The 23,743-nt window shown below is 32.8% G+C and carries 22 protein-coding genes; 12 read left to right on the top strand and 10 right to left on the bottom strand.

Annotated elements, in window-relative coordinates; all coding sequences use genetic code 11:
* Nucleotide 1: 1 nt before the first annotated feature.
* Both BSF42_RS01060 and BSF42_RS01055 read left to right on the top strand, forming a co-directional pair.
* The gene (locus BSF42_RS01060; RefSeq protein ID WP_095951632.1) at nucleotides 2-2,062 is read left to right on the top strand and encodes a M1 family metallopeptidase; all 2,061 of its coding nucleotides are present in this window, start codon (nucleotides 2-4) and stop codon (nucleotides 2,060-2,062) included.
* 168 nt (nucleotides 2,063-2,230) lie between these two features.
* Nucleotides 2,231-3,130 (top strand): patatin family protein, encoded by a 900-nt coding sequence (locus BSF42_RS01055; RefSeq protein ID WP_095951271.1) that lies wholly within the window; start codon nucleotides 2,231-2,233, stop codon nucleotides 3,128-3,130.
* 92 nt (nucleotides 3,131-3,222) lie between these two features.
* On the opposite strand, the gene BSF42_RS01050 is transcribed toward BSF42_RS01055, so the two are convergent.
* Entirely contained in the window at nucleotides 3,223-3,744 is a 522-nt protein-coding gene (locus BSF42_RS01050) for a hypothetical protein (protein WP_095951270.1), read from the bottom strand.
* Nucleotides 3,745-3,868: 124 nt separating this feature from the next.
* Between BSF42_RS01050 and BSF42_RS01045 the strand changes: the two genes are divergently transcribed.
* The 5 genes from BSF42_RS01045 (at nucleotide 3,869) to BSF42_RS01030 (ending at nucleotide 8,783) form a co-directional block, all read left to right on the top strand.
* Nucleotides 3,869-4,636: a TSUP family transporter gene (locus tag BSF42_RS01045; RefSeq protein ID WP_095951269.1), complete on the top strand. Its 768-nt coding sequence runs from the start codon at nucleotides 3,869-3,871 to the stop codon at nucleotides 4,634-4,636.
* Between the two features lie 235 nt (nucleotides 4,637-4,871).
* The gene (locus BSF42_RS22385) at nucleotides 4,872-5,021 is read left to right on the top strand and encodes a hypothetical protein (protein ID WP_172426634.1); all 150 of its coding nucleotides are present in this window, start codon (nucleotides 4,872-4,874) and stop codon (nucleotides 5,019-5,021) included.
* 255 nt (nucleotides 5,022-5,276) lie between these two features.
* Nucleotides 5,277-7,610 carry an ATP-dependent helicase gene (locus tag BSF42_RS01040; protein WP_095951268.1) on the top strand — a complete coding sequence of 778 codons (2,334 nt, stop codon included), beginning with the start codon at nucleotides 5,277-5,279 and terminating at the stop codon, nucleotides 7,608-7,610.
* Between the two features lie 31 nt (nucleotides 7,611-7,641).
* Nucleotides 7,642-8,139, top strand: coding sequence for a hypothetical protein (locus BSF42_RS01035; RefSeq protein ID WP_095951267.1), 498 nt, complete (start codon nucleotides 7,642-7,644; stop codon nucleotides 8,137-8,139).
* A 23-nt stretch (nucleotides 8,140-8,162) separates the two neighbouring features.
* Nucleotides 8,163-8,783 carry an L-threonylcarbamoyladenylate synthase gene (locus tag BSF42_RS01030; RefSeq protein ID WP_095951266.1) on the top strand — a complete coding sequence of 207 codons (621 nt, stop codon included), beginning with the start codon at nucleotides 8,163-8,165 and terminating at the stop codon, nucleotides 8,781-8,783.
* A gap of 170 nt (nucleotides 8,784-8,953) precedes the next feature.
* Here the strand turns inward: BSF42_RS01030 and BSF42_RS01025 are convergent, their stop codons facing one another.
* The 3 genes from BSF42_RS01025 to BSF42_RS01015 are packed head-to-tail and all read right to left on the bottom strand — an operon-like array spanning nucleotide 8,954 to nucleotide 11,313.
* The gene (locus BSF42_RS01025; protein WP_095951265.1) at nucleotides 8,954-9,787 is read right to left on the bottom strand and encodes an OmpA family protein; all 834 of its coding nucleotides are present in this window, start codon (nucleotides 9,785-9,787) and stop codon (nucleotides 8,954-8,956) included.
* Between the two features lie 32 nt (nucleotides 9,788-9,819).
* Nucleotides 9,820-10,839, bottom strand: a complete 1,020-nt coding sequence (locus tag BSF42_RS01020) for a glycosyltransferase family 2 protein (RefSeq protein WP_095951264.1) — start codon at nucleotides 10,837-10,839, stop codon at nucleotides 9,820-9,822.
* Between the two features lie 21 nt (nucleotides 10,840-10,860).
* The gene (locus tag BSF42_RS01015) at nucleotides 10,861-11,313 is read right to left on the bottom strand and encodes a type I restriction enzyme HsdR N-terminal domain-containing protein (protein ID WP_095951263.1); all 453 of its coding nucleotides are present in this window, start codon (nucleotides 11,311-11,313) and stop codon (nucleotides 10,861-10,863) included.
* Nucleotides 11,314-11,416: 103 nt separating this feature from the next.
* Between BSF42_RS01015 and holA the strand changes: the two genes are divergently transcribed.
* The 3 genes from holA (at nucleotide 11,417) to ettA (ending at nucleotide 14,428) form a co-directional block, all read left to right on the top strand.
* On the top strand, nucleotides 11,417-12,421 hold the full coding sequence (gene holA / locus BSF42_RS01010) for a DNA polymerase III subunit delta (protein WP_095951262.1): 1,005 nt from the start codon (nucleotides 11,417-11,419) through the stop codon (nucleotides 12,419-12,421).
* Nucleotides 12,422-12,485: 64 nt separating this feature from the next.
* Nucleotides 12,486-12,668, top strand: a complete 183-nt coding sequence (locus tag BSF42_RS01005; RefSeq protein WP_095951261.1) for a CAL67264 family membrane protein — start codon at nucleotides 12,486-12,488, stop codon at nucleotides 12,666-12,668.
* Nucleotides 12,669-12,736: 68 nt separating this feature from the next.
* Nucleotides 12,737-14,428 carry an energy-dependent translational throttle protein EttA gene (gene ettA / locus BSF42_RS01000; protein WP_035680920.1) on the top strand — a complete coding sequence of 564 codons (1,692 nt, stop codon included), beginning with the start codon at nucleotides 12,737-12,739 and terminating at the stop codon, nucleotides 14,426-14,428.
* A gap of 116 nt (nucleotides 14,429-14,544) precedes the next feature.
* Here the strand turns inward: ettA and BSF42_RS00995 are convergent, their stop codons facing one another.
* Nucleotides 14,545-14,958: a thiol-disulfide oxidoreductase DCC family protein gene (locus BSF42_RS00995; protein ID WP_095951260.1), complete on the bottom strand. Its 414-nt coding sequence runs from the start codon at nucleotides 14,956-14,958 to the stop codon at nucleotides 14,545-14,547.
* Between the two features lie 283 nt (nucleotides 14,959-15,241).
* Entirely contained in the window at nucleotides 15,242-17,407 is a 2,166-nt protein-coding gene (locus BSF42_RS00990) for a DNA mismatch repair protein MutS (RefSeq protein WP_095951259.1), read from the bottom strand.
* A gap of 200 nt (nucleotides 17,408-17,607) precedes the next feature.
* On the opposite strand from BSF42_RS00990, the gene BSF42_RS00985 reads away from it, so the two are divergent.
* Nucleotides 17,608-18,273 carry a uracil-DNA glycosylase gene (locus BSF42_RS00985; protein ID WP_095951258.1) on the top strand — a complete coding sequence of 222 codons (666 nt, stop codon included), beginning with the start codon at nucleotides 17,608-17,610 and terminating at the stop codon, nucleotides 18,271-18,273.
* A 220-nt stretch (nucleotides 18,274-18,493) separates the two neighbouring features.
* Here BSF42_RS00985 and BSF42_RS00980 read toward each other — a convergent pair whose 3' ends face one another.
* From BSF42_RS00980 to BSF42_RS00965, 4 genes are all read right to left on the bottom strand, one after another.
* Entirely contained in the window at nucleotides 18,494-18,868 is a 375-nt protein-coding gene (locus BSF42_RS00980; RefSeq protein ID WP_095951257.1) for a DUF4258 domain-containing protein, read from the bottom strand.
* A gap of 36 nt (nucleotides 18,869-18,904) precedes the next feature.
* Nucleotides 18,905-20,104: an alanine dehydrogenase gene (locus tag BSF42_RS00975; RefSeq protein ID WP_095951256.1), complete on the bottom strand. Its 1,200-nt coding sequence runs from the start codon at nucleotides 20,102-20,104 to the stop codon at nucleotides 18,905-18,907.
* A gap of 108 nt (nucleotides 20,105-20,212) precedes the next feature.
* Complete coding sequence (tsaE, locus tag BSF42_RS00970) at nucleotides 20,213-20,620, bottom strand: tRNA (adenosine(37)-N6)-threonylcarbamoyltransferase complex ATPase subunit type 1 TsaE (protein WP_095951255.1); 408 nt, start codon at nucleotides 20,618-20,620, stop codon at nucleotides 20,213-20,215.
* A 91-nt stretch (nucleotides 20,621-20,711) separates the two neighbouring features.
* On the bottom strand, nucleotides 20,712-22,265 hold the full coding sequence (locus BSF42_RS00965) for a bifunctional response regulator/alkaline phosphatase family protein (RefSeq protein WP_095951254.1): 1,554 nt from the start codon (nucleotides 22,263-22,265) through the stop codon (nucleotides 20,712-20,714).
* Between the two features lie 224 nt (nucleotides 22,266-22,489).
* Between BSF42_RS00965 and BSF42_RS00960 the strand changes: the two genes are divergently transcribed.
* Nucleotides 22,490-23,719: an HD domain-containing protein gene (locus BSF42_RS00960; RefSeq protein ID WP_095951253.1), complete on the top strand. Its 1,230-nt coding sequence runs from the start codon at nucleotides 22,490-22,492 to the stop codon at nucleotides 23,717-23,719.
* Nucleotides 23,720-23,743 lie beyond the last annotated feature (24 nt).

Below are 23,743 nucleotides of genomic sequence, written 5' to 3'. Positions count from 1 at the left end.
AATGAAATACATCTTTCTATTATTTACCGGATTTATTTTTGCACAGCAAACTCAAAACGTTGATTTTAAATCTGTTTCTGCACAATTGTTACTAAATTCAAAAGAAAAAACAGTCTCTGGTTCGGTTGATTTCCAATTCGAGGTTTTAAAAGATTGTGATACAATTTCGCTTGACGCAAAAAACATGGAATTTTCGAATGTCAAAATCAATGATAAAGAGGTTAAATTTATAAATACAACGAAACAGTTAATATTGATTTTTCCTTTTACTAAAAGTCAGAATCATTTGACTTTTACTTACATAGTAAAACCAAAACAAGCCTTATATTTTGTTGATATAGAAAACGAAGAAGTGCAAATTTGGACGCAAGGACAGGGAAGATATACCAGTAATTGGTTTCCGAGTTTTGATGATGTGAACGAAAAGCTGATTTTTAATTTAGGAATTACTTATGACGCGGCATATCAAGTCGTTTCGAATGGTGTTTTAAAAGAAAAAGCAGTAAACGGAAATCAAAATCATTGGCAGTTCCAAATGCAAAAACCAATGAGCTCGTATTTGTTAATGCTCGCGATTGGAAAATTTGACAAAAAAGAATTCAAATCTAAGAGTAAAATACCGTTGGAATATTATTACGAACCAAAAGATTCAGATCGTTTTGAACCAACGTATCGTTATTCCAAACGAATTTTTGATTTCCTAGAAAAAGAAATTGGCGTAAAATATCCATGGCAGATTAACAGACAGATTCCTGTTCGAGATTTCTTGTATGCAGGAATGGAAAATACTACGGCGACACTATTTGCAACCCGATATGTGGTGGATTCGATAGGATTTTGTGATCGAAATTATACCAACGTCGATGCACACGAATTGGCGCATCATTGGTTTGGAGATTTAATTACTGCAGAAAGTAGTACGCATCATTGGCTTCAAGAAGGATTTGCGACTTATTTTGCGTTGCTGGCAGAAAGAGAAATTTACGGAGATGATTATTTTTATTCAAAATTGTACGATACGGCTCAACAAATAAAATTTGCTTCACGAACCGATACAATTCCAGTTTTAAATGCTAAAGCAAGTTCGCTGACTTTTTACGAAAAAGGAGCTTGGACATTGTTTGTACTGCATGAATCTATTGGAGACAAGGCGTTTAAAAAAGCCATAAAAAGTTACCTGAATAAATATGCGTATCAAACTGTAAATACTCAAAATTTCTTTGACGAAATTAAAAAAGTATCTGATTTTGACGTGGATAAATTTCAGAAAACCTGGCTGGAATCGACTGCTTTTGATACACCTACAGCAAATGTTTTGCTGAGTAAAAATAAAACCATTCAGAAACGATTGGAAATTGATAAGTTGAAAAAAACACCTTTGGCAGACAAAATAGATATTTTAACTAAAACATTAGAATCTGATGTTTATCCATCTGTAAAAGAAGCGGTTGTTGGTCAATTGGAAAATGAAAAGTATGAGTCAAAGAAAGCATTACTGCTTTTAGCGATGCAAACAAATAATATTCAGGTTCGTCAAAATGTAGCTCAAACGTTAACGAAAATTCCAGAAGATTTTAGGTTGAATTACGAAACACTTTTAGATGATAAATCCTATCAGACGCAGGAAATAGCGTTGTATTGGCTTTGGAGAAATTTCCCAGATCATAGAACAGAGTATTTGGATAAATCTAAAAACTGGATTGGTTTTAACGATTATAATCTCCGTACCTTATGGCTTTCACTGGTTTTATCAACGCCAAATTACAGTAGTGAACAAGAATCTTTAATTACTGAATTGGTTTCGTTTTCATCAACTAAATATGAAGCTACAACGAGACAAAATGCTTTAGAAAAGTTAATTGCTTTTAAAATAATCAACGATCAGGTTTTGAGTAATTTAGTTGGTGCAACTACGCATCATATGTGGCAGTTTTCTAAGTTTGGAAGAGATACAATTCGTGTTCTTTTAAAAAATCCCGAAATGCGTGCTTCATTTAATAGAATTTTGCCTAATTTGACCCCCGATGAACAGTTCCAATTGAATCGTTTGTTGAAAGAGTAATTTGGAGAATTAGAGGAAAGAAGCAAGAGAAAAGATTGAAGGGAATAGAATATAGATAATAGAATATAGAAAATAGACCAAAGGAGCGAGTAAAGATTAAACCAATAGAAAGTCTTTGCTCTTTATTCTTTTTTCTATTCTCTAAATAAAAAACCTACATTACAATTTATGAGAGCATTGGTTATTTCTGGTGGTGGCAGTAAAGGCGCATTTGCCGGCGGTGTTGCACAGTATTTAATAGAAGAAAAAAGACACGAATACGATTTGTTTTTAGGAACTTCAACAGGAAGTTTGTTAATCCCGCATTTAGCTCTCGGTCATATTAAAAAAATTCACTCCGTGTATACTAATGTTACTATGGCAAGTATTTTTAATATTTGTCCGTTTGTAGTAAAAAATAAAGATGGAGTAGATATTGTGACCATTAATCACTTCAATGTTATACGCCAATTTTTTAAAGGCAAACGAACTTTTGGAGAAAGTAAAGGTTTGAAAAAATATATTAAGAATAACTTTTCTTTGTCAGATTTTAATAATCTGAAAAAACTGAAGACAGATGTTATTGTTACGGTTACCAATTTTACTACAAATGAATCTGAGTATAAATCGGTAAAAGATTGTACGTATGAAGAATTTTGCGAATGGTCTTGGATTTCGAGTAATTATGTTCCGTTTATGAGTTTGGTGGAGAAGAATAATTTCGAGTATGGCGACGGAGGATTTTCAAGTTTGGTTCCGATACGTGAAGCGATTAACCGAGGCGCCACTGAAATAGACGTAATTGTATTAGAAACAGAAGTCAATACAACCAAAACTGTTATTGGTAAAAACCCATTTTCATTGATGATTGATTTGTTCCGAATCGCTTTAGATCAAGTCGAAAAACATGATATTGCTATAGGAAAACTTATGGCAAACAATAAAGATGTGAAGCTTAACTTATATTACACACCTATAAAACTGACAGATAACGCTTTGATTTTTAATAAAGATGTTATGAAAGAGTGGTGGGAGCAAGGTTATGAATATGCTCAGAATAAGTCGGAAGTTATGAGTGATAATAAGTGATTTTAGATTGTCGATTTTAGATTGTCGATTTTAGATTTTAGCTTGATTTCTCATAATCTAAAATCTAAAATCTGAATTCTAAAATATTTTTTCTACCACATTTCAGCAACTTCACTTTTTATATATCCTAAAGCAGCATTACTTGGAGATTGTTTCTCTAGTAAATCATTCAAAATTACTTCACGCAATTTATCTGCATTGTCCACTTTATCGCTCATTGCTACTTTACGTATCATTTGAATAGTTGCGTTTTTTGCTGTTGCAATAATCGTCCAGCATTCGTCTGACATATATATCTGCTGTGTCAGATTATGTTCAAATTCTTGCTCGATTTGTTCGATCACAAAATTTTCGTAATCGTGTTTATTTTGAGAAATAGGAGAAATGCGAATTAATAATTTTGTCAAATTAATACGTTCTAAAAATAAAGTCATACGCTCGTATGCTTGTAAACGTATTGGAAGCGATTCCTTATGAGCTTGTTTGTTTAGCAAAAAAGCACGTTTTCTGTCATTGTTTTTAATGTGCAGTTCAAAAAAACGATATGCTACAACTCCTGTAACTAACGCTGGTAAAGTATAACTCGCAAGTTCTATTATTTTGTTGAAATCCATTTGAATAATTTTTAAGCAAAAATATACTTTTTGACGAAAAATCCACTTTAAATTTGTGGTAATAAACAAAAAGGAAACTGTATTTTTGCAGCTTGCTTTTTAATACAACTGAAATACAGTTTTGATGGATTCCTATATCATATTTTTTCTTTGTTTAGCGGCTTTTGCTGCAGGTTTTATTGACGCAATTGTGGGTGGCGGCGGACTAATCCAGACTCCAATGGGATTAATTTTATTACCCAATCTTCCCGTTTCGACTGTTGTGGGAACATTGAAGATTCCAGCTTTCAGTGGAACGGCTTTTGCAGCTTTTCAATATTTGAAGAAAGTGGTTATTCAATGGAAATTGTTGATCATAATGATGTGTCTGGCAGTTCCCTCGGCATTTTTAGGTTCTACGATATTAACAATGGTAAGTAACGATTTTATGAAACCACTTTTGCTTGTGGTTTTGTCGCTGCTTTTTATATATACTTACGCAAAGAAAAACTTCGGACAACATGTTGCAAAAGATCATTCTGCAACGACACAAATAATTTATGCGGTTGTTATTAGTATTATAGTTGGTTTTTACGACGGATTTATTGGACCAGGAACTGGAAGTTTTTTTGTAGTTGCATTTATTGCGCTTCTGGGTTTTGATTTTCTTCACGCTTCCGCTAATGCGAAAATGGTCAACTTGGCAACGAATTTTGGTTCCATTTGTTTGTTTATGATTAAAGGAAAAATCATTTGGTCAATTGCAATTCCGATGGCAGTAAGCAATGGACTTGGAGGCTGGATGGGCGCAAAACTAGCGATTAATAAAGGAAATGGTTTTATTCGAATTTTCTTTTTGGTTGTGGTCGTAGGAACTTTGATACGCTTTGCTTATGATGTGTTTTTTAGGTAAGGAGCTATGGTTCTATCCCGAAGCTTCGGGACTAAGATGCTAAGATTTTTTGAGTTGCCGTTGCTTTTAACAAACGTATCTTTGAAAATTAAATAGGCAAGGCTTTAACTAACTTCATCATTTTGGATGAAGCCTTGAATGCATTACCCAACCAACCGTTGGTTAAAACCGACGGCTATTCATTTTAAGAGTTTTGTGTAATTTTTTTTTAACGGAGAATTGAACTTTTAAAATTATGGAAAGTATAAATAGTATAAAAATGAATGAAATTTTAGAGAACTTTGAAGATATTTCTGAAAACTTTTCTGGTGAAACTCTAAACGAAGAACTTCAAAAAAGTGAGGATGATAAAAGCTGGCAGAGTTATTTCTTTTTCAGAGTTTAAAGAGAAATTGAAAAAAGGTATAATATTTAATTTTTTTTGAATATTTAAAAGAAGCCAATTGTTTGAGTCTAGCCCCGATTGAGGCGTTATCCTCGTAGTGAAACGAAGAGATAAAGCCGAAAGCGGGAAACCATGTTAGAAAAAATGCCAATTGTTAAGCTTCAAAAATTAAAAAACTTAGCATCTCAGAACCTCAGAATCTTAGTAGCTATTTAAAGTATTAATTCTTAATTTTGCCTAAAAGGAGAAAATTACATGCAGAAATATATTGACCAGCTCAACGAAGCGCAGAGGGCGCCTGTTTTAAAAAAAGACGGGCCAATGATTATTATTGCTGGTGCAGGTTCGGGAAAGACCCGTGTTTTGACAATTAGAATTGCTTATTTGATGGCTCAGGGTGTTGATGCTTTCAATATTTTGTCGCTGACTTTTACCAATAAAGCGGCCCGCGAGATGAAACACAGGATTTCGGATATTGTGGGTGCGAGTGAGGCAAAAAATCTTTGGATGGGAACTTTTCACTCTATTTTTGCGCGTATCCTGCGTGCAGAATCGGATCACTTGGGTTATCCTTCCAATTTTACTATTTATGATTCTCAGGATTCGGCGAGATTGATTTCTTCGATTATTAAAGAAATGCAGCTGGATCGTGATATTTATAAACCAAAACAAATTTTAGGCCGTATATCGAGTTATAAAAACAGCTTGATTACGGTTAAAGCGTATTTTAATAATCCAGAATTGGTTGAAGCCGACGCAATGGCGAAAAGGCCAAGGTTGGGAGAAATATATCAGCAGTATGTTGACCGCTGTTTTAAGGCGGGTGCAATGGATTTTGATGATTTGTTGTTGAAAACAAATGAGTTGCTGACTCGTTTTCCAGAGGTTTTGGCGAAGTATCAGAATCGCTTTAGATATATTTTGGTGGATGAGTACCAAGATACAAATCACTCTCAGTATTTGATTGTTAGGGCTTTATCTGACAGGTTTCAGAATATTTGTGTGGTTGGAGATGATGCGCAGAGTATTTATGCGTTCCGTGGTGCGAATATTAATAATATTTTGAATTTCCAAAAGGATTATGAGGGCGTAATAATGTTTCGTTTGGAACAGAATTATCGTTCGACGCGAAATATTGTGGAAGCGGCAAATACGGTTATGGAGCATAATAAAACCAAACTGGATAAAGTGGTTTGGACTGCGAACGAATTTGGACCAAAAATTAAAGTTCACAGGAGTTTGACAGATGCTGAAGAAGGTCGTTTTGTAGCGAGTACGATTTTTGAGCAGAAAATGCAAAATCAGCTTCATAATGGATCTTTTGCGATTTTGTATCGTACGAATGCGCAGTCGCGCGCAATGGAGGATGCATTAAGAAAGCGTGATATTCCGTATAGAATTTACGGTGGATTATCGTTCTACCAGCGTAAAGAGATTAAGGATGTTTTGTGTTACTTACGTTTGGTTTTGAATCCAAAAGATGAGGAAGCATTGATTCGTGTGATTAATTATCCAGCTCGTGGAATTGGCGACACAACGGTAGAAAAATTGACGATTGCGGCAAATCATTACAAACGTTCGATTTGGGAAGTAATGGTGAATATCGATAAAATTGATTTGAAACTAAATACCGGAACAAAAAATAAACTGAAAGATTTTGTAACGATGATTCAGAGTTTTCAGGTTATCGATCAGAATCAGGATGCTTTTTACATTACAGATCACGTTGCTAAAAAAACTGGTTTGGTTCAGGAATTAAAGAAAGATGCTACGCCGGAAGGAATGGCTAAAATTCAGAATATAGAAGAGCTTTTAAACGGTATTAAAGATTTTACCGAAGGACAAAGAGAAATTGACGGAGCAAGAGGCGCGCTTTCTGAATTTATGGAAGATGTGGCCTTGGCAACAGATTTAGATAAAGATACGAATGATGATGATCGCGTCGCTTTAATGACGATTCACTTAGCAAAAGGACTGGAATTTCCGCACGTTTTTGTGGTGGGTATGGAAGAAGATTTGTTTCCGAGTGCTATGAGTATGAGTACGAGAAGTGAATTGGAAGAAGAACGTCGTTTGTTTTATGTAGCGCTAACGCGTGCAGAACATCAAGCGTATTTGACTTACGCTCAGTCTCGTTACCGCTGGGGAAAATTGACAGACAGTGAGCCATCTCGTTTTATTGAAGAAATTGACGGACAGTTTCTAGAATATCTAACTCCGGCAGAAACTAATTACCGCTATAAATCGCCAATCGATGGTGATATTTTTGGTGATGTTGACAAATCTAAACTCCGATTAGCAAAACCAATTGGAGGAACGCCTCCAAAACATGTTACAGATAATAATCCGAAACCAGATCTAAATATCAGAAAGTTAAAACCTGTAGGAACGAATCCGAATGCAAGTGCACCAAATTTGTTTGACAGTAAATTGACTGTTGGAAATATCGTAATGCACGAGCGTTTTGGAAAAGGAGAAGTTGTTAATCTAGAAGGTGTTGGCGCTGATAAAAAAGCAGAAATCAAATTTGAAGTGGGAGGAATTAAGAAATTACTTTTGAGATTTGCTAAACTTGATGTGGTAGGGTAGGAAATTAAAAATTAAAAATTAAAAATTAAAAATGATTGATAAGACGCTCTTAAAGAAACTTAATTTTATTGAAATTTATCAGTTTTTTGGAGGCATTGTAGGGATACTGTTTATGACATATTTAATTTTTACTACTAATGTTATTGAATATAGAGGACCTTTTTATATTCAGCTTATTATGCCATTTTTATTTTTTGCTTTTTGTACTTATTCCGCATGGGTATTAAATAAGAAAAAATACTTGAGAGGATTAAATTTAGTTATCATTTCTTTAATTTTACAACTAATTGGTTTTGAAATTTATGGTATCTATTACACATCAGTAAATGGAATTGCGGTAAATTTTACTTTAGATTTAACTAATGATATATTCACTGGTTTTGATTTTCAATTCTCTCAATTTTTATTAGCATTTCGAGAAAGTGAAAGTATTTTTCATTTAAAGTTAAATTTACTAGCTATTGCAATGTTGTTATTTGTTTGCAAAATTTTAAAGGAATTTAAGAGAAGTCTTTATTCTATTATCTAACATCTTTATTCTTAATAAAAAAAATGGCTGAATTTATAAAAATATATCCTGATAAACCTAGTGAAGCGGCAATTGCAAAAGTTGTAAAAGTGCTTCAGAATGGGGGATTGGTAATTTATCCAACGGATACTGTTTACGGTTTGGGTTGTGATATTACCAATTCGAGAGCGTTGGAAAAAATTGCAAAAATAAAAGGAGTTAAACTAGAGAAAGCTAATTTCTCGTTTATCTGTCACGATTTGAGTAACATATCAGATTATGTACGTCAGATTGATACTTCGACTTTTAAAATATTAAAAAGAGCTTTACCTGGGCCGTATACTTTTATTTTGCCTGGAAATAATAATCTTCCAAAAGAGTTTAAAAAGAAAACTACGGTTGGTATTCGTGTTCCGGATAATAATATAATCTTAGAAATTGTACGTCAGTTAGGAAATCCAGTTGTTTCTACATCTATACGTGATGAAGATGATGTGATTGAATATACTACAGATCCAGAATTGATTTTTGAGAAATGGCAGAATCTTGTAGATCTAGTAATCGATGGCGGCTACGGAGATAATATTGCTTCTACAATTATTGATCTTTCTGAGCATGAGCCGGTTATTGTAAGAGAAGGAAAAGGCGATATTGATATTTTGTAAATAAATACTTTAATTGTATAAAAGTTTAAAAATAATACCTAACTTTATTAAAGTTAAAATTTAGTTAGTTATTTAAAATAATGTTATTCTTTAATTACAGAAATTAAGAATACAAAAAAGCAGGTCAATTGACCTGCTTTTTCTGTTTTTTATAGAATTTAAAACAAGGATTATTTAGCTTGTTTTTTCATTTCTTTTTCAATCATATCATAGAATTGATCGATTTTTGGCATAACTACGATACGAGTTCTTCTGTTACGTGCTTTGTTTTCAGCAGTATCATTAGCAACTAATGGGACATAAGAACTTCTACCTGCAGCAATTAATTTAGCTGGGTTTACTCCAAGATCGTTTGTTAATACACGAACTATAGAAGTAGAACGTTTCACACTTAAATCCCAGTTGTCTAAGATAATTCCGTTGCTTTTGTAAGGAACATTATCAGTGTGTCCTTCAACCATACATTCGAAATCTGGTTTGTCATTAACTACTTTTGCAACTTTTGCTAATACACCTTTTGCTGCATCAGTTACGTCGTAGCTTCCGCTTTTAAATAATAATTTATCAGCGATAGAGATAAATACAACTCCTTTTTCAACATTGATTTCGATGTCTGGATCGTTGATTCCAACTGCTCCTTTTAAGCTTGTAACTAATGCTAAAGTAACACTGTCTTTTTTAGTTAAAGCATCTTGAAGTCTAGAGATTTTTAAATCTTTTTCTTTTAAACTTTCAAGAGATTTTTCAAGATTCTCAGCACCTTTAGTTGTTAAGATAGTTAAATCTTTAGAGCTGCTGATTAAATCTTTGTTATGTTGTTTGTAGCTGTCCGCTGTAGCAGCCAATCCAGCTTTTTCTTCTAAGCACGTGTTTAATTTTACAGTACAAGAGTTTAACAAATCTTGAGTCTCCTTGTTCTTAGCTTCTAACTCAGCATATTTCTTTTTAGAAACACATGATGTTAGTGCCATTAATACTGATAGTGCGATAACTATTTTTCTCATAAATTTAATTTTAATTAGACTTGATTACAAATTTAGTTTTTAATATTTTGAATACTGTTAAAGATTTCTTTAAATAAAGTCAGTTTCCTTATATAATAAAGGAAAACGATGCTTTTAACCATATAGTATTGCTGTATCTGAAAATCTTTTCTTTTTCCGATATATTTTAAAGATAAACAATAAAATGAAAAATGTGCCTTTAAAACGGCAAAAGTATGTCCAAATTTTCCTTGTGTAAGGAAACGCATACCTGCAATACCATCCAAAATCATACGAAAGAAAATCACAAAAAATAATCTTCTTCGAGGTAGATTTTTGACCATCATTAATAATGAATTTCTAAAATTCAGATAGGTCTTTTTTGGATTTCCCTGTTGTAATGTTGCTCCTCCAACATGGTAAACCACTGAGTGATAATTGTATTTAATAATATGCCCTTCGTTAGAAGCGCGCCAGCATAAATCTATTTCTTCCTGATGCGCAAAAAAGCTTTCGTCGAAACCTCCAAGTTCATGAAAAACATTTTTTCTGATGAAAAAGCAAGCACCCGAAGCCCAGAACAATTCGCAATTATTATCGTATTGTCCATTATCTTTTTCGATTGTTTCGAAGATTCTGCCTCGACAGAAAGGATAACCAAATTTATCTATAAAACCGCCTGCTGCACCAGCGTATTCGAAATATTCTTTGTTTTTAAAATCAAGGATTTTAGGCTGAATAATTGCGGTTTGTTTTTCATTTTCAAAAGTCTCAAGAATTGGTTTCAGCCAGTTTTCTGTTACCTCAATATCTGAATTGACCAATGCATAAATTTCTGCATCAATATGTTTTAAGGCATCATTGTAACCTTTTGCAAAGCCATGATTTCCTGTGTTTTTTACAATCTTAACGGTAGGGAAATTTTCTGTAACAAATTCAATAGAATTATCTGTAGAATCGTTATCAGCAACATATATAGATGCTCCTTCTGAAAACTGAATAACAGACGGTAAAAACTGCTCCAGCAATTTTACCCCGTTCCAATTTAAAATGACAACTGCTATTTTATCCAAAAGTATATTAATTATTTATTTTTAATGGTTTTCTTTATAGTCAGGCAGGTTTCTTAAAAACTCATATTTTTCGTTTTCAAAATCCATTTGACAATAAAAATGGTTTAGTCCGTTTGTGACATTCAAAAACCGTGCCTGCATTGTCATATTATAACGGGCAATTTGATCAAAAGTTGCCTGAGAGATTTTAACTTCTGGCGCTTTACACTCTACTAGTATATGTATGGTGCCGTCTGAATTGAATACTACAACATCGTAACGTTTTCGTAATCCGTTGACGGTTAAAACTTTCTCTACGTTTATAAGTGACTTTGGGTATTTTTTTTCATGCATTAAATAATGAACAACGTGCTGGCGAACCCATTCTTCAGGCGTAAGAATTATAAATTTTTTCCTGATTTCATCAAAAATAGACACTTTATTTTCGCTATTTTTGAATCGGAAAGTATAAGCAGGGAAATTAAGTTTTAACATAAAGCAAAAATATAAAATAGTTTCAGGTTTCTCCCGAAGTCTCGGGATAAAGTTTCAAGTTATTGAAATTCGACCCTAAAACCTGAACTTGAAACAAAAGTAGATGGACGAAGTAGTAAAAATTGTTAACGATATAAAAGCCGGAAATATTAAACCAATTTATTTTTTAATGGGTGAAGAACCTTATTATATAGATAAGTTATCCGAATATATTGAGCAGAATGTTTTAGCTGAAGAAGAAAAAGGATTTAATCAGACAGTTTTGTACGGAAGAGATGTTTCTATTGATGATATTGTTTCAACGGCCAAGCGCTATCCTATGATGGCTGATCGTCAGGTTGTTATTGTTAAAGAAGCTCAAGATTTATCTCGTACAATTGATAAGATAGAATCGTATGTAGACAATCCGATGGAAACTACGGTTTTGGTTTTCTGTTACAAATACAAAACACTTGATAAACGTAAAAAAGTTACTAAACTATTAGCGCAGAAAGGTGTTGTTTATGAAAGTAAAAAGTTATATGAAAATCAAGTAGGAGACTGGATAAAACGTGTTTTAGCAGGAAAAAAATATACAATTGATCCCAAAGCGAATGCTATGCTGGTGGAATTTTTAGGAACAGATTTAAGTAAAATTAATAATGAACTTGAAAAACTACAGATTATTTTACCAAAAGGGACTATGATTATGCCTGAGCATATCGAGGAAAATATTGGTTTTAGTAAAGATTATAATGTTTTTGAACTTCGAAAAGCAATAGGCGAACGCAATCAGCTAAAAGCCTATAAGATTGCTGAAAATTTTGCTCATAACCCGAAAGAATATCCTTTGGTGATGACAACAGGACTAGTGTTTGGATTTTTTATACAACTTTTAAAATATCACGGACTAAAAGATAAAAATCCAAAAAATGTTGCGGCGGCAATTGGTGTAAATCCGTATTTCTTGAAAGAATATGATTTGGCCGTAAAAAATTATCCAATGAGAAAGGTTAGTCAGATTGTTGGAGCTTTGCGTGACATTGATGTTAAAAGTAAAGGTGTAGGGGCCAATGCTTTACCACAATCAGATTTGTTAAAAGAAATGCTGTATAAAATATTTAATTAAGCCGTTAAAATTCACGATATTTGCCTTTCTAAAAATTTTACTACTTAAAAATAATTACACAATTATGGGAATGAATAAAAATACCGTTTTAGGATGGGCTACTTTTATAATGGTACTTATGGGATTGTTACTTATAGGTCTTGGTATTTTTAGATACAGTGATGTTTCAGGCTGGGGATTTGCTGCTGTTGGAGTTGGTTTTTTTGCTAATGCTTGGGTTTTCAATGCTTTGAAAGGAAGGGTTTAGAAAAATCAATTACAATTACAATAGCAAATTTCAATAATAATTAAGAATAATAAATAAAAAATATAAAAATGTCAGACGATAAGAAAGTAATTTTCTCAATGCAGAAATTGAGTAAAACCTATCAAGGAGCAGACAAACCTGTTCTTAAAAATATTTACTTGAGTTTCTTTTACGGAGCAAAAATTGGTATTTTGGGACTTAATGGTTCTGGAAAATCTTCACTTTTAAAGATTATTGCTGGAGTAGATAAGAACTATCAAGGGGATGTTGTTTTCCAGCCAGGTTATACTGTTGGATATTTAGAGCAAGAGCCAATTCTTGATGATTCTAAAACGGTTATCGAAATTGTTCGAGAAGGAGCAGCTGAGACTATGGCAGTTTTAGAAGAATACAATCAAATTAATGATTTATTTGGTCTTGAAGAAAATTACTCAGATCCAGATAAAATGGATAAGTTGATGGACCGCCAGGCAGCATTACAAGATAAAATTGATGCTCTTGGTGCTTGGGAAATCGATACAAAATTAGAAATTGCAATGGATGCTTTGCGTACTCCAGAAGGAGATACGCCTATTAAAAACCTTTCAGGAGGTGAGCGTCGTCGTGTAGCTTTATGTCGTTTGTTATTGCAGCAACCAGATGTATTGTTACTTGATGAGCCTACTAACCACCTTGATGCTGAGTCAGTTCTTTGGTTAGAGCAGCACTTAGCGCAATATGCAGGAACTGTAATTGCTGTAACGCACGACCGTTATTTCTTAGATAACGTTGCCGGTTGGATTTTGGAGTTAGATAGAGGTGAAGGTATTCCGTGGAAAGGGAACTATTCTTCATGGTTAGATCAAAAGTCAAGCCGTATGGCTCAAGAAGAAAAAGTGGCTTCTAAACGTAGAAAAACTTTAGAGCGTGAGTTGGAATGGGTTCGCCAAGGTGCAAAAGGCCGTCAGACAAAACAAAAAGCTCGTTTACAGAACTACGACAAATTGTTAAATGAAGATCAAAAACAATTAGATGAAAATCTAGAAATCTATATCCCGAACGGACCTCGTTTAGGAACAAATGTTATTGAAGCTAAAAATGTTGCCAAAGCTTTTGGAGAGAAATTATTATATGATAATTTGAATTTTACTTTGCCACAGGCTGGTATTGTTGGAATTATTGGACCAAATGGTGCTGGTAAATCTACTATTTTCAAAATGATTATGGGAGAACAAGCTACTGACAGCGGAGAATTTTCAGTTGGTGAAACAGTCAAAATTGCTTATGTAGATCAGTCTCACTCTAATATTGATCCAAATAAATCTATCTGGGAAAATTTTGCAGATGGCCAAGAATTAGTAATGATGGGTGGAAAGCAGGTTAACTCAAGAGCTTATTTATCTCGTTTCAACTTTGGAGGTGGCGAGCAAAACAAAAAAGTTTCTATGTTATCTGGTGGAGAGCGTAACCGTTTACACTTAGCAATGACATTAAAAGAAGAAGGTAACGTACTTTTACTGGATGAGCCTACGAATGATCTTGACGTGAACACACTTCGTGCATTGGAAGAAGGTTTGGAAAATTTTGCAGGTTGTGCTGTAATTATTTCTCACGACAGATGGTTCTTAGATAGAATTTGTACACACATCTTAGCTTTCGAAGGAGATTCTGAAGTATATTTCTTCGAAGGAAGTTTCTCTGATTATGAAGAAAATAAAAAGAAACGTCTTGGTGGTGATTTAACTCCAAAACGTTTGAAATACAGAAAGTTAATTAGATAACTATTGGTTAATTTTCAATTTTTAAAATCCCAAATTCCGAATTATTGGAGTTTGGGATTTTTTATTTTTTTTAGTTTGTCATTTCAGAAATGACAATATTTTATGAAATTGACATTTTACAAAAACTTAGATTTCAACTCCGGAGTAGGAATCATGCAGCTTTCTTTTTTGCCATACCAGTTGTATCTGTTTTTGGCAATATAATCGTAAATAAAGTCACTGATAAAAATTGGAACAATTCTAAAAATTGGAATTAATTTCCAAAAGCCTCCAAAGTTTTTTGCTATTTCAATGGCTGCCGAAGATTTATAAAAATAAGCTGTGCCAGGATCGTACAAAATTATACTGTCCATTTTTGAAAAGCTAATTCCTAAATGTTTACAAATCGAAATTCCTAATTCTGATTGCAATGCCACAAATCTGAATAGATCTTTTTTGTCCTGCTTGATAATAAATTGTACGGCGGAGTTACAGAGATTGCAAACTCCGTCGAATAGAATTATTTTTTTATTTGTTTGAAGGTTTTCCATTATGGAATGTAAAGTTTTGTACTATACTCTCAAACGTAGAAAATTATTGATATTGTGTTTTTCTTGTTTTTTATAGTACTATTTAATAATTCTATTGAATTATCTTTTTTAATAAATTTAATAGATCAAAATTGACTTTAATAAATTATTTATAATTGATTTTTAAAAAATATCGACCTCTTTTGTTGTAATATTTAAAAACGCTTCTTAAAAGGCTTTATTTCAATTTTATTCAAATATTAACACTTTTAAGATCTGAAAACCGTGACTGTGACTGAAAACTTTATTTTTTCGCCGCTTCAACCAATTCCAATTCATCCAAACTTACTTTAGATGTAAAAATTCCATAATTTACAGTTGCCTTATTTTTTTCGATCGAATCTATACTTCCAACAGATCTTCCGTCGAGCATTCTTACTCGGTCACCAATTTTCAAAATTGGTCTTGGTTTTTCTATTACCGGTTTAAGTTTCTTCTCTTTTTTCTCTTTTCGTATTTCTTCAACCTTTACAGAAACTTCAGCAATAATTTCTTTTTGCTTTTCAACTTTTGCTTTAGCTTCTTTCGGAGTTGCTTTTTTTCGTTTTGAATTTTCGATTTCAACAATTTTCAATAATTCGCCAATTAGCTCTTTTTTGTTTTTGTTATTGAAATATTTTTCAGCGATGTCATCAACTTTTTGTCCTATATATATAATCTTCTGATTACTGTCGTACAATTCTTGATAGCTTTCTAATTTTTGCTGAATTCTCGTATTGATGTTTTCCATCTTTTTACTTTCTTCACGAGCACGAGTTTCTTCTTCTTTTAAATTCAGAGAAGTTTTTTCAAGTTTTGATCTTTCTTTCTGAAGTGTTGCAATAGTTTTATCGAAACGAACTTTTCCAACTTCAATTTTCTTTTTTGCACGATTGATCAATCCAAACGGAATTCCATTTTTCTGAGCAACCTCAAATGTAAATGAACTTCCAGCCTGACCTAAAGCCAATTTGTACATGGGTTCTAATGATTTTTCGTCAAACATCATATTCGCATTTGTTGCGTATGGCAATTCGTTAGCCAAAATTTTTAAATTGGAATAATGCGTTGTAATAATTCCGAAAGCTTCACGATGGTAAAATTCTTCTAAGAAAATTTCTGCTAAAGCGCCACCCAATTCAGGATCAGAACCAGTACCAAATTCGTCAATTAAAAACATGGTTTTCTTGTTGCATTTCTTCAAGAAATAATTCATGTTTTTTAGTCGATAACTATACGTGCTTAAGTGGTTTTCAATAGATTGATTATCACCAATATCTGTTAATATTCTATCGAACAAGAAAGTTTCACTCCTTTCGTGAACCGGAATTAAAATTCCAGATTGCAGCATCAATTGTAATAAACCAACCGTTTTTAAGGAAATGGTTTTTCCTCCGGCATTTGGCCCAGAAATTACAATAATTCTATTTTCTTGTTTTAGTTCAATTGTCTGCGGATGCGTAATTTCTTTTTTTTGTTTGTTATTCAAATACAAAATAGGATGATACGCTTCTCTAAAAAATAATCTTCTGTCTTCTGTAATTGTTGGTAAAATTCCGTTAATGCGATTAGCATATTTTGCTTTTCCGGCAACAACATCTATATCACTCAAAAAGTCTTGATATTCAATTAGTAAAGGAAGATATGGACGAATTACATTCGATAAATTCTTTAGAATTCTAGTAATTTCTTCTTTCTCCTCATATTCAAGATTGGCTAACTCACGAGAATATTTTAAAGTAGCTTCAGGTTCGATATATGCAATACTTCCAGTTTTAGAACTCCCTAAAATTGAGCCTTTTACCTTACGGCGATACATGGCAAGAACTGCTAAAACGCGACGGTTTTGAACAAAACTTTCTTTAATGTCATCCAGATATCCTAAGCCATTATACTGAGTTAAGGCAACACCAAAACTTTGGTTTACTTTTCCGCGGACCAAGTTCATATTTTGGCGAATACTTAATAAAGCGGGGGAGGCGTTATCTTTTATTTCGCCATATTTATCGACGATTGCGTCAATAGCCGAAATTATATCTTTGGTCAATTCTACACGCGAAGCTCTTGCATTAAGATTCGGATAATAATCATCGAATTTTTTTAAGAAACTCAATAATACATTTGCGGTTGCAGAAAGATTAGCAATTTTTCTAAAACTTCCTACTTCCAGGAAACTATCTTCAATTGCTAAAAACTTAATTTCGTGCGTGATGGCGTCAAATCCGTGATTCGGAATGGCATTATTATTTTGAAAAGAAGAAACATATTCTGATGTCTGCATTAAAGACTGCATCAATTCTTCTTTATCTCTAAATGGTTTTATTCGTAAAGCCTTTTCTTTTCCAATGTCGGTGTTGCATCCATCTGAAATGGTTTCGAGAACTGTTGGAAATTGTAAGTCTTGTAATGTTTTATCGGTAATACTGATCATTTAATTTCTTTATGAAAGTAACAGCAAAAGTACGAAAACATTCATCAATTGTGAATTGTTAATTATTAATTATAAGTGATAAGTTATGAATTATCCGTTTTTTCATTGGCTTTCATTTTTACTTATAGTTTTGACTTTGAATTTCGACTTTTGACTTTTTGATTTTAAGTATTTATTTCTGAAATTAGCATAAAAAAATTATGGACGTAAAAATGCATTCTTCTTGGAAACCAGTTTTGAATGAAGAATTCGAAAAACCATATTTCAATACATTAATTGATTTTGTAAAATCTGAATATGCTGCTAAAGTTTGTTATCCTAAAGGGAATCAGATTTTTTCAGCTTTTGATCACTGTCATTTTGATGAAGTAAAAGTGGTGATCATAGGTCAAGATCCTTATCACGGACCTAATCAGGCCAATGGTTTGTGTTTTTCTGTAAACGATGGAATCCCGTTTCCACCATCACTTCAAAATATATTCAAAGAAATTCAAACGGATTTTAATATACCGTTGCCGAATACTGGAAATTTAGAACGCTGGGCAGATCAAGGTGTTTTTCTATTAAATGCGACTTTGACAGTTCGACAATCGGAAGCAGGAAGTCACCAAGGAAAAGGCTGGGAAAAATTCACGGATGCTGTTATCAAACAAATTTCTGCTGAAAGAGAAAATGTTGTCTTTTTACTTTGGGGTGGTTTCGCTCAAAAGAAAGCAGCTTTGATTGATGCCTCAAAACATCACATTTTAAAATCGGGACATCCTTCGCCATTAAGCGCAAATAGAGGATTTTGGTTTGGAAATAAGCATTTTAGCCAGACAAATGAATTCTTAAAATCAAAAGGATTGAAGGAAATTGAATGGTAATTTGTTAAAAGAGACAAAGTTTTAGAGTGACGAAGAAGCAAATAAAAAACTTTGAATTTTTGTGGCTTTTAGAAATATTTTAGTGAAATAGGATTAAATTTAATGTTGTTGTTATTTCGAGGAACGAGAAATCACACTAGAATTTCCGCAAAATAAAATTCAGTCTTTGTAGAGCTTATAGTGTGATTTCTCCTTTTAGTCAAAATGACAAATCTTGCTGTTATTTTTTGATGATTTCTTCTAAAACAGCTTTATTTTCATAATTCACCACTTTTAGAATAATTTCTTGATTTTTTACGGTTTTACCTTCTATGATATAAAGTTTTCCTTTATTCATTGGAACATTGCTTTGATCGAAGTCAACATCTCCGTAAGTCAAAGTATTTTTGATATCGGCTGTATCAACCCATTTTTCGTTTAAGGTCTGAATTGCTTTTTCTGAATATTGAAAAGGTTTTGTTCGAAGATTATTTAGAACTCGGGCATTTGGGAAATAATTACAACGGGTATCTTTTCCACTAAAAACAAGAGCTACAAAAAAACAGCCCATAATAAGGCCAATTAGGTAATATGCAAAACGGTGTACGAACTTCATGAAATAAAATTTTTGCAAAGGTACATTAAAGTTCCTTTAGAATACAAGTAAATTAATATCGTTATCTGGTAAATCAAACCATTCGGCAATGGCTTTGTTTGTTAGGATTCCGTGATAAAGATAAATACCGTTTTTAAGACCTTTATTGCATCGAATTGCACTTTCTAAACCACCATCTTCGGCTATCTGATGCAGATATGGTGTTAAGATGTTACTAATTGACAATGAAGCAGTTTTAGAATATCTTGAAGGTATATTTGGTACACAATAGTGTAAAACATTGCTTTTTATAAATGTCGGTTTTTCGTGAGTTGTAACTTCTGAAGTTTCAAAACAACCACCTGTATCAATGCTTACATCAACAATAACGGCACCTTTTTTCATGTGTTCCACCATAGTTTCTGTAGCAACAATCGGGCAGCGTTCTTTTCCGCGCATGGCGCCGATAGCCACATCACAACGTCTTAAAGCTTTTAATAAGGCTTTCTGCTGAATGGTTGAAGTGAAAATTCTTTGGCTTAAATTATTTTGTAAACGACGTAATTTTGTGATTGAATTATCAAAAACTTTGACATTTGCGCCCAAACCAATTGCGGTTTTTGCTGCAAATTCTCCAACTGTTCCAGCTCCTAAAATAACAACTTCAGTAGGAGGGACGCCAGTAATATTGCCGAATAAAAGTCCTTTTCCAAATTCATTTGTAATCATTAGTTCAGCCGCGATAAGGATAGAAGCTGTTCCAGCGATTTCGCTCAATGATTTTACAGCTGGATAAGAACCGTCTTCGTCTTTAATATATTCAAAAGCTAATGCTGTGATTTTCTTTTGCGCTAAAGCTTCAAAGTAAGCTTTCTTTTTAGTTTTGAGCTGAATAGCTGAAATAATAACCGTCTCAGGATTAATCATTTCAATTTCGGCTAAAGTCGGCGGTTCTACTTTTAATAGAAACGGACAGCCAAAAACTCTTTTTGTGTCTTTTGTAATTTCTGCACCCGCATCAGAATATTCTTTGTCGGTATAGCTAGAACTTTCTCCAGCTCCAGACTCAATCATAACACGATGACCTGCATAAGTCAGAGAGTTTACAGCATCGGGAGTCAGACAGATCCGACGTTCCTGATAGCTTGTCTCTTTAGGGATTCCAATAAAAAGTTCTCTTTTAAAACGACCAACCTCAAGTTTTTCTTCTTGCGGTATTAATTGTTGTTTTGTAAATGGAGTTAACGTGATTGACATGGGTGGCACAAAAAATTAAGAGTACAAATTACGTAAAAAGATTTAAATTTAATGCAAAAATTCTGCTAATACTATAAGATGAGAATGTTAAGAAATCTTTACAAGGTTTTAAACTAAATTTAAATTTCTTTTACCGTCTTCTAGCAATTCAATTGTAATGGTCGAAGTTTCTTCTGGAAGCAGATTTTCAATTTTCTCAGACCATTCGATAAAACACCAACTTCCAGAATATAAATAATCGTCAACACCCATATCGAGTGCTTCGGTTTCTTTGTTTAATCTGTAAAAATCAAAATGATAAACGATTTGATTGTCAGTTGTGTAATATTCGTTAACTAAAGAAAAAGTTGGACTGCTTGTTGCATCCTGAACTCCTAAACTTTTACATAACTGCTTAATTAAAGTAGTTTTCCCCACGCCCATTTCTCCATTAAAAAGAATGATTTTTTTAGGGTTTGAATCTAAAATCTGCTGGGCAGTTTGTTGAATTTGATCTAAAGAAAAAACGATGTTCATTATTATTTTTATTTTATTTAAGTCTCAGTCGCAGTTTACAATCTCAGTTAAACACTGAAAACGGATACTTCGACTGAGACTGAAAACTTTTTTATTTCGGGTTAAAAACCAAGAACGGAATAATCATTTCTTCTAATGAAATTCCGCCGTGCTGATACGTGTTTTTGTAATAACTCACATAATGATTGTAGTTGTTTACATAAGCCAGAAAAAAATCATTTTTGGCAAAAATAAACGAACTACTCATATTTATTGCAGGTAAACCAATTGTTTTTGGCTCTTTTACGACATAAACATCTTTTTGTTCATACGTTAAACTACGTCCAGTTTTGTAACGCAAATTTAGACTTGTATTTTTATCTCCCACAACTTTCGACGGATTTTTTACATTAATTGTTCCGTGATCTGTTGTTAGGATTAATTTAAAACCTAAAACTTGTGCCTGCTGAATAATTTCTAATAAAGGTGAATTTTTAAACCAGCTTAAGGTTAAAGAACGATATGCCTTGTCATCTGAAGCTAATTCCTTTACCACTTCCATTTCGGTTTTGGCATGCGAAAGCATATCTACAAAATTGTAAACCACAGTTACTAAGTCGTTTCCTTTTAAAGCTTTGAAGTTTTCTGCAAGCTTTTTACCAGCAGCATAATTGGTGATTTTAAAATAATCTTCTTTAAGATTCAATCCCAAACGTTTTAATTGAGCTGATAAAAACTCTGCTTCATAAAGATTTTTTCCGCCATCTTCCACATCATTTTTCCAATATTCAGGGAATTTTTTTTCCATGTCTAAAGGCATCAAACCTGAGAAAATAGCATTTCTAGCATACTGAGTCGCAGTTGGAAGAATAGAATAATAAGGAACTTCTTTTTCCAGCTTGTAATAATTCGAAATTACTGTTTCAAAAGATTTCCATTGGTCGTAACGAAGATTATCAATTACAACAAATAAAACAGGTTTGTCTTTCTTTTTTAATTCTGGAACGACTAATTCCTTAAATAAAGTATGAGATTGAATTGGTTTATCTGCTTTTGGTTCGAACCAATCTTCGTAGTTTCTCTCGATATATTTTCCGAATTGCGAGTTTGCTTCTACTTTTTGAGATTCCAGAATTTCGATCATCGCCTGATCATTAATATTTTCAAGCTCTAACTCCCAAAAAAGTAATTTTTTATACAATTCAACCCAGTCTTCATAAGAATTAACCATTGCTAATTCCATTGCGATTTTTCGGAATTCCTTCTGATAATCCAAAGTTGTTTTTTCAGAAATCAGTCGAGAATGATCTAAATTTTTCTTCAAACTCAATAAAATCTGATTTGGATTTACTGGTTTAATCAAATAATCAGCGATTTTAGAACCAATGGCTTCTTCCATTATATATTCTTCTTCACTTTTGGTAATCATAATCATAGGAATAGCTGATTTTTTCTCTTTCATTTCAGAAAGTGTTTCCAGTCCGCTCATTCCGGGCATGTTTTCATCCAAAAAAACAATATCGAAATTATCTTCTTCAAATAATGTAATAGCGTCAAGTCCGTTATTGCATGTTGTAACTTCGTAATTCTTTTTTTCTAGAAATAATATATGGGGCTTTAAAAGATCGATTTCATCATCGACCCAAAGTATTTTTATCTTATCCATAAACAAATTTTATTTTTACTGCAATTTAAAGTTATAGAACTTAAAAAGTATTAAAAATAGTATAAAGTTCTGAAAGTTCAACTATGATTTTATGGTGATTTTTTACATTTTTAAATCTAGTATATTGACAGTCATTATAATCTTGGTATTGATTTTAAAATAAAAAACTCCAAACTCTTTATTCTTATTTACTTATATTTGTTGACCAAAAAAATAACCCGATAGTGACTCAGATCAACAAATTAAAAATATTCAACGATCCTATATATGGCTTTATCACGATTCCGAACGAGCTGATTTACGATTTAATCCAACATCCATACTTTCAGCGTCTTCGCCGTATCTCTCAAATGGGATTGTCGTATTTGGTCTATCCAGGCGCGAATCACACACGTTTTCATCATGCATTAGGATGTATGCATTTAATGCAGAAAGCAATTGATACGCTTCGTTTTAAAGATGTTGTGATTTCTCCAGAAGAAGAAAATGCTTTATTAATAGCCATTTTACTTCATGACATTGGGCATGGGCCATTTTCTCACGCAATGGAAAGAAGTATTGTGGAAGATGTTCATCATGAAGCCATATCATTATTATTTATGAATCAGCTGAATGAAGAATTTGGCGGTAGATTGAGTTTGGCAATTCAGGTTTTTAAAGGAGAATATCACAGAAAATTCATGCTGCAATTGATTTCAAGTCAGTTGGATATGGATCGAATGGATTATCTGAAACGTGACAGTTTTTATACTGGAGTTGCAGAAGGAAATGTGAATTCTGAACGATTGATTCAGATGATGAATGTTGAAAATGATGTTTTGGTTATTGAAGAGAAAGGAATTTATTCTGTAGAAAAATTTCTGCTTTCGCGTCGATTAATGTATTGGCAGGCTTACTTGCATAAAACAAGTTTGGTTGCCGAATTAATTTTAATGAAAACATTAAAGAGAGCTAAAGAATTGACTTTGAAGGGAATTAACTTACCTTGCAGTGAACCGCTTTCGTATTTTATGCATAATAAGGTCACTTTGTATGATTTTGATGCTGAAAAACTTGATTTGTTTTCGCAGCTTGATGATTTTGATATTATTAGTGCTTTGAAAGCTTGGCAGAAACAAGACGATTTTGTTTTAAGTACATTGAGCAAAATGATCATTAACAGAGATTTATTGAAAATAAAGTTAAGTGCAGAGAAAATTTCAATGGAGGAATCCCAATCGTTGAAAGAACAGTTTGCCAACTTGCACCATATTACACAATTAGAAGCCGGTTATTTTATTTTTAGAGGAAAAATTAAAAACCAAGCCTATAGTAAAGAAGCAGAACCCATTCGAATTTTGAAAAAAGATAAAACAATTGAGGATGTTGTTGAAGCTTCTGATCAGCTGAATTTGAAATCGTTATCTAAATTGGTAACAAAATATTATATCTGTTTCCCAAAACAACTTATCTAAAATTAACATTTAAAATCTATTTTT

This window comes from Flavobacterium sp. ACN6 (genome assembly GCF_002304005.1).
Lineage (GTDB): Bacteria > Bacteroidota > Bacteroidia > Flavobacteriales > Flavobacteriaceae > Flavobacterium.
This window is presented reverse-complemented; position numbering and strand designations above follow the sequence as displayed.

What these genes read in the sequence shown, in the direction of transcription:
- BSF42_RS00990 (WP_095951259.1), bottom strand. Translation starts at nt 17,407, where the DNA reads ATGATCAGTATTACCGATAAAACATTACAAGACTTACAATTTCCAACA.
- BSF42_RS00980 (WP_095951257.1), bottom strand. Translation starts at nt 18,868, where the DNA reads ATGAAGTTCGTACACCGTTTTGCATATTACCTAATTGGCCTTATTATG.
- BSF42_RS00965 (WP_095951254.1), bottom strand. Translation starts at nt 22,265, where the DNA reads ATGGATAAGATAAAAATACTTTGGGTCGATGATGAAATCGATCTTTTA.
- BSF42_RS01050 (WP_095951270.1), bottom strand. Translation starts at nt 3,744, where the DNA reads ATGGATTTCAACAAAATAATAGAACTTGCGAGTTATACTTTACCAGCG.
- BSF42_RS00975 (WP_095951256.1), bottom strand. Translation starts at nt 20,104, where the DNA reads ATGTCAATCACGTTAACTCCATTTACAAAACAACAATTAATACCGCAA.
- BSF42_RS00995 (WP_095951260.1), bottom strand. Translation starts at nt 14,958, where the DNA reads ATGGAAAACCTTCAAACAAATAAAAAAATAATTCTATTCGACGGAGTT.
- BSF42_RS00985 (WP_095951258.1), top strand. Translation starts at nt 17,608, where the DNA reads ATGGACGTAAAAATGCATTCTTCTTGGAAACCAGTTTTGAATGAAGAA.
- BSF42_RS01045 (WP_095951269.1), top strand. Translation starts at nt 3,869, where the DNA reads ATGGATTCCTATATCATATTTTTTCTTTGTTTAGCGGCTTTTGCTGCA.
- BSF42_RS01060 (WP_095951632.1), top strand. Translation starts at nt 2, where the DNA reads ATGAAATACATCTTTCTATTATTTACCGGATTTATTTTTGCACAGCAA.
- ettA (WP_035680920.1), top strand. Translation starts at nt 12,737, where the DNA reads ATGTCAGACGATAAGAAAGTAATTTTCTCAATGCAGAAATTGAGTAAA.
- holA (WP_095951262.1), top strand. Translation starts at nt 11,417, where the DNA reads ATGGACGAAGTAGTAAAAATTGTTAACGATATAAAAGCCGGAAATATT.
- BSF42_RS22385 (WP_172426634.1), top strand. Translation starts at nt 4,872, where the DNA reads ATGGAAAGTATAAATAGTATAAAAATGAATGAAATTTTAGAGAACTTT.
- BSF42_RS01025 (WP_095951265.1), bottom strand. Translation starts at nt 9,787, where the DNA reads ATGAGAAAAATAGTTATCGCACTATCAGTATTAATGGCACTAACATCA.
- BSF42_RS01015 (WP_095951263.1), bottom strand. Translation starts at nt 11,313, where the DNA reads ATGTTAAAACTTAATTTCCCTGCTTATACTTTCCGATTCAAAAATAGC.
- BSF42_RS01040 (WP_095951268.1), top strand. Translation starts at nt 5,277, where the DNA reads ATGCAGAAATATATTGACCAGCTCAACGAAGCGCAGAGGGCGCCTGTT.
- BSF42_RS01055 (WP_095951271.1), top strand. Translation starts at nt 2,231, where the DNA reads ATGAGAGCATTGGTTATTTCTGGTGGTGGCAGTAAAGGCGCATTTGCC.
- BSF42_RS01005 (WP_095951261.1), top strand. Translation starts at nt 12,486, where the DNA reads ATGGGAATGAATAAAAATACCGTTTTAGGATGGGCTACTTTTATAATG.
- BSF42_RS01030 (WP_095951266.1), top strand. Translation starts at nt 8,163, where the DNA reads ATGGCTGAATTTATAAAAATATATCCTGATAAACCTAGTGAAGCGGCA.
- BSF42_RS01035 (WP_095951267.1), top strand. Translation starts at nt 7,642, where the DNA reads ATGATTGATAAGACGCTCTTAAAGAAACTTAATTTTATTGAAATTTAT.
- tsaE (WP_095951255.1), bottom strand. Translation starts at nt 20,620, where the DNA reads ATGAACATCGTTTTTTCTTTAGATCAAATTCAACAAACTGCCCAGCAG.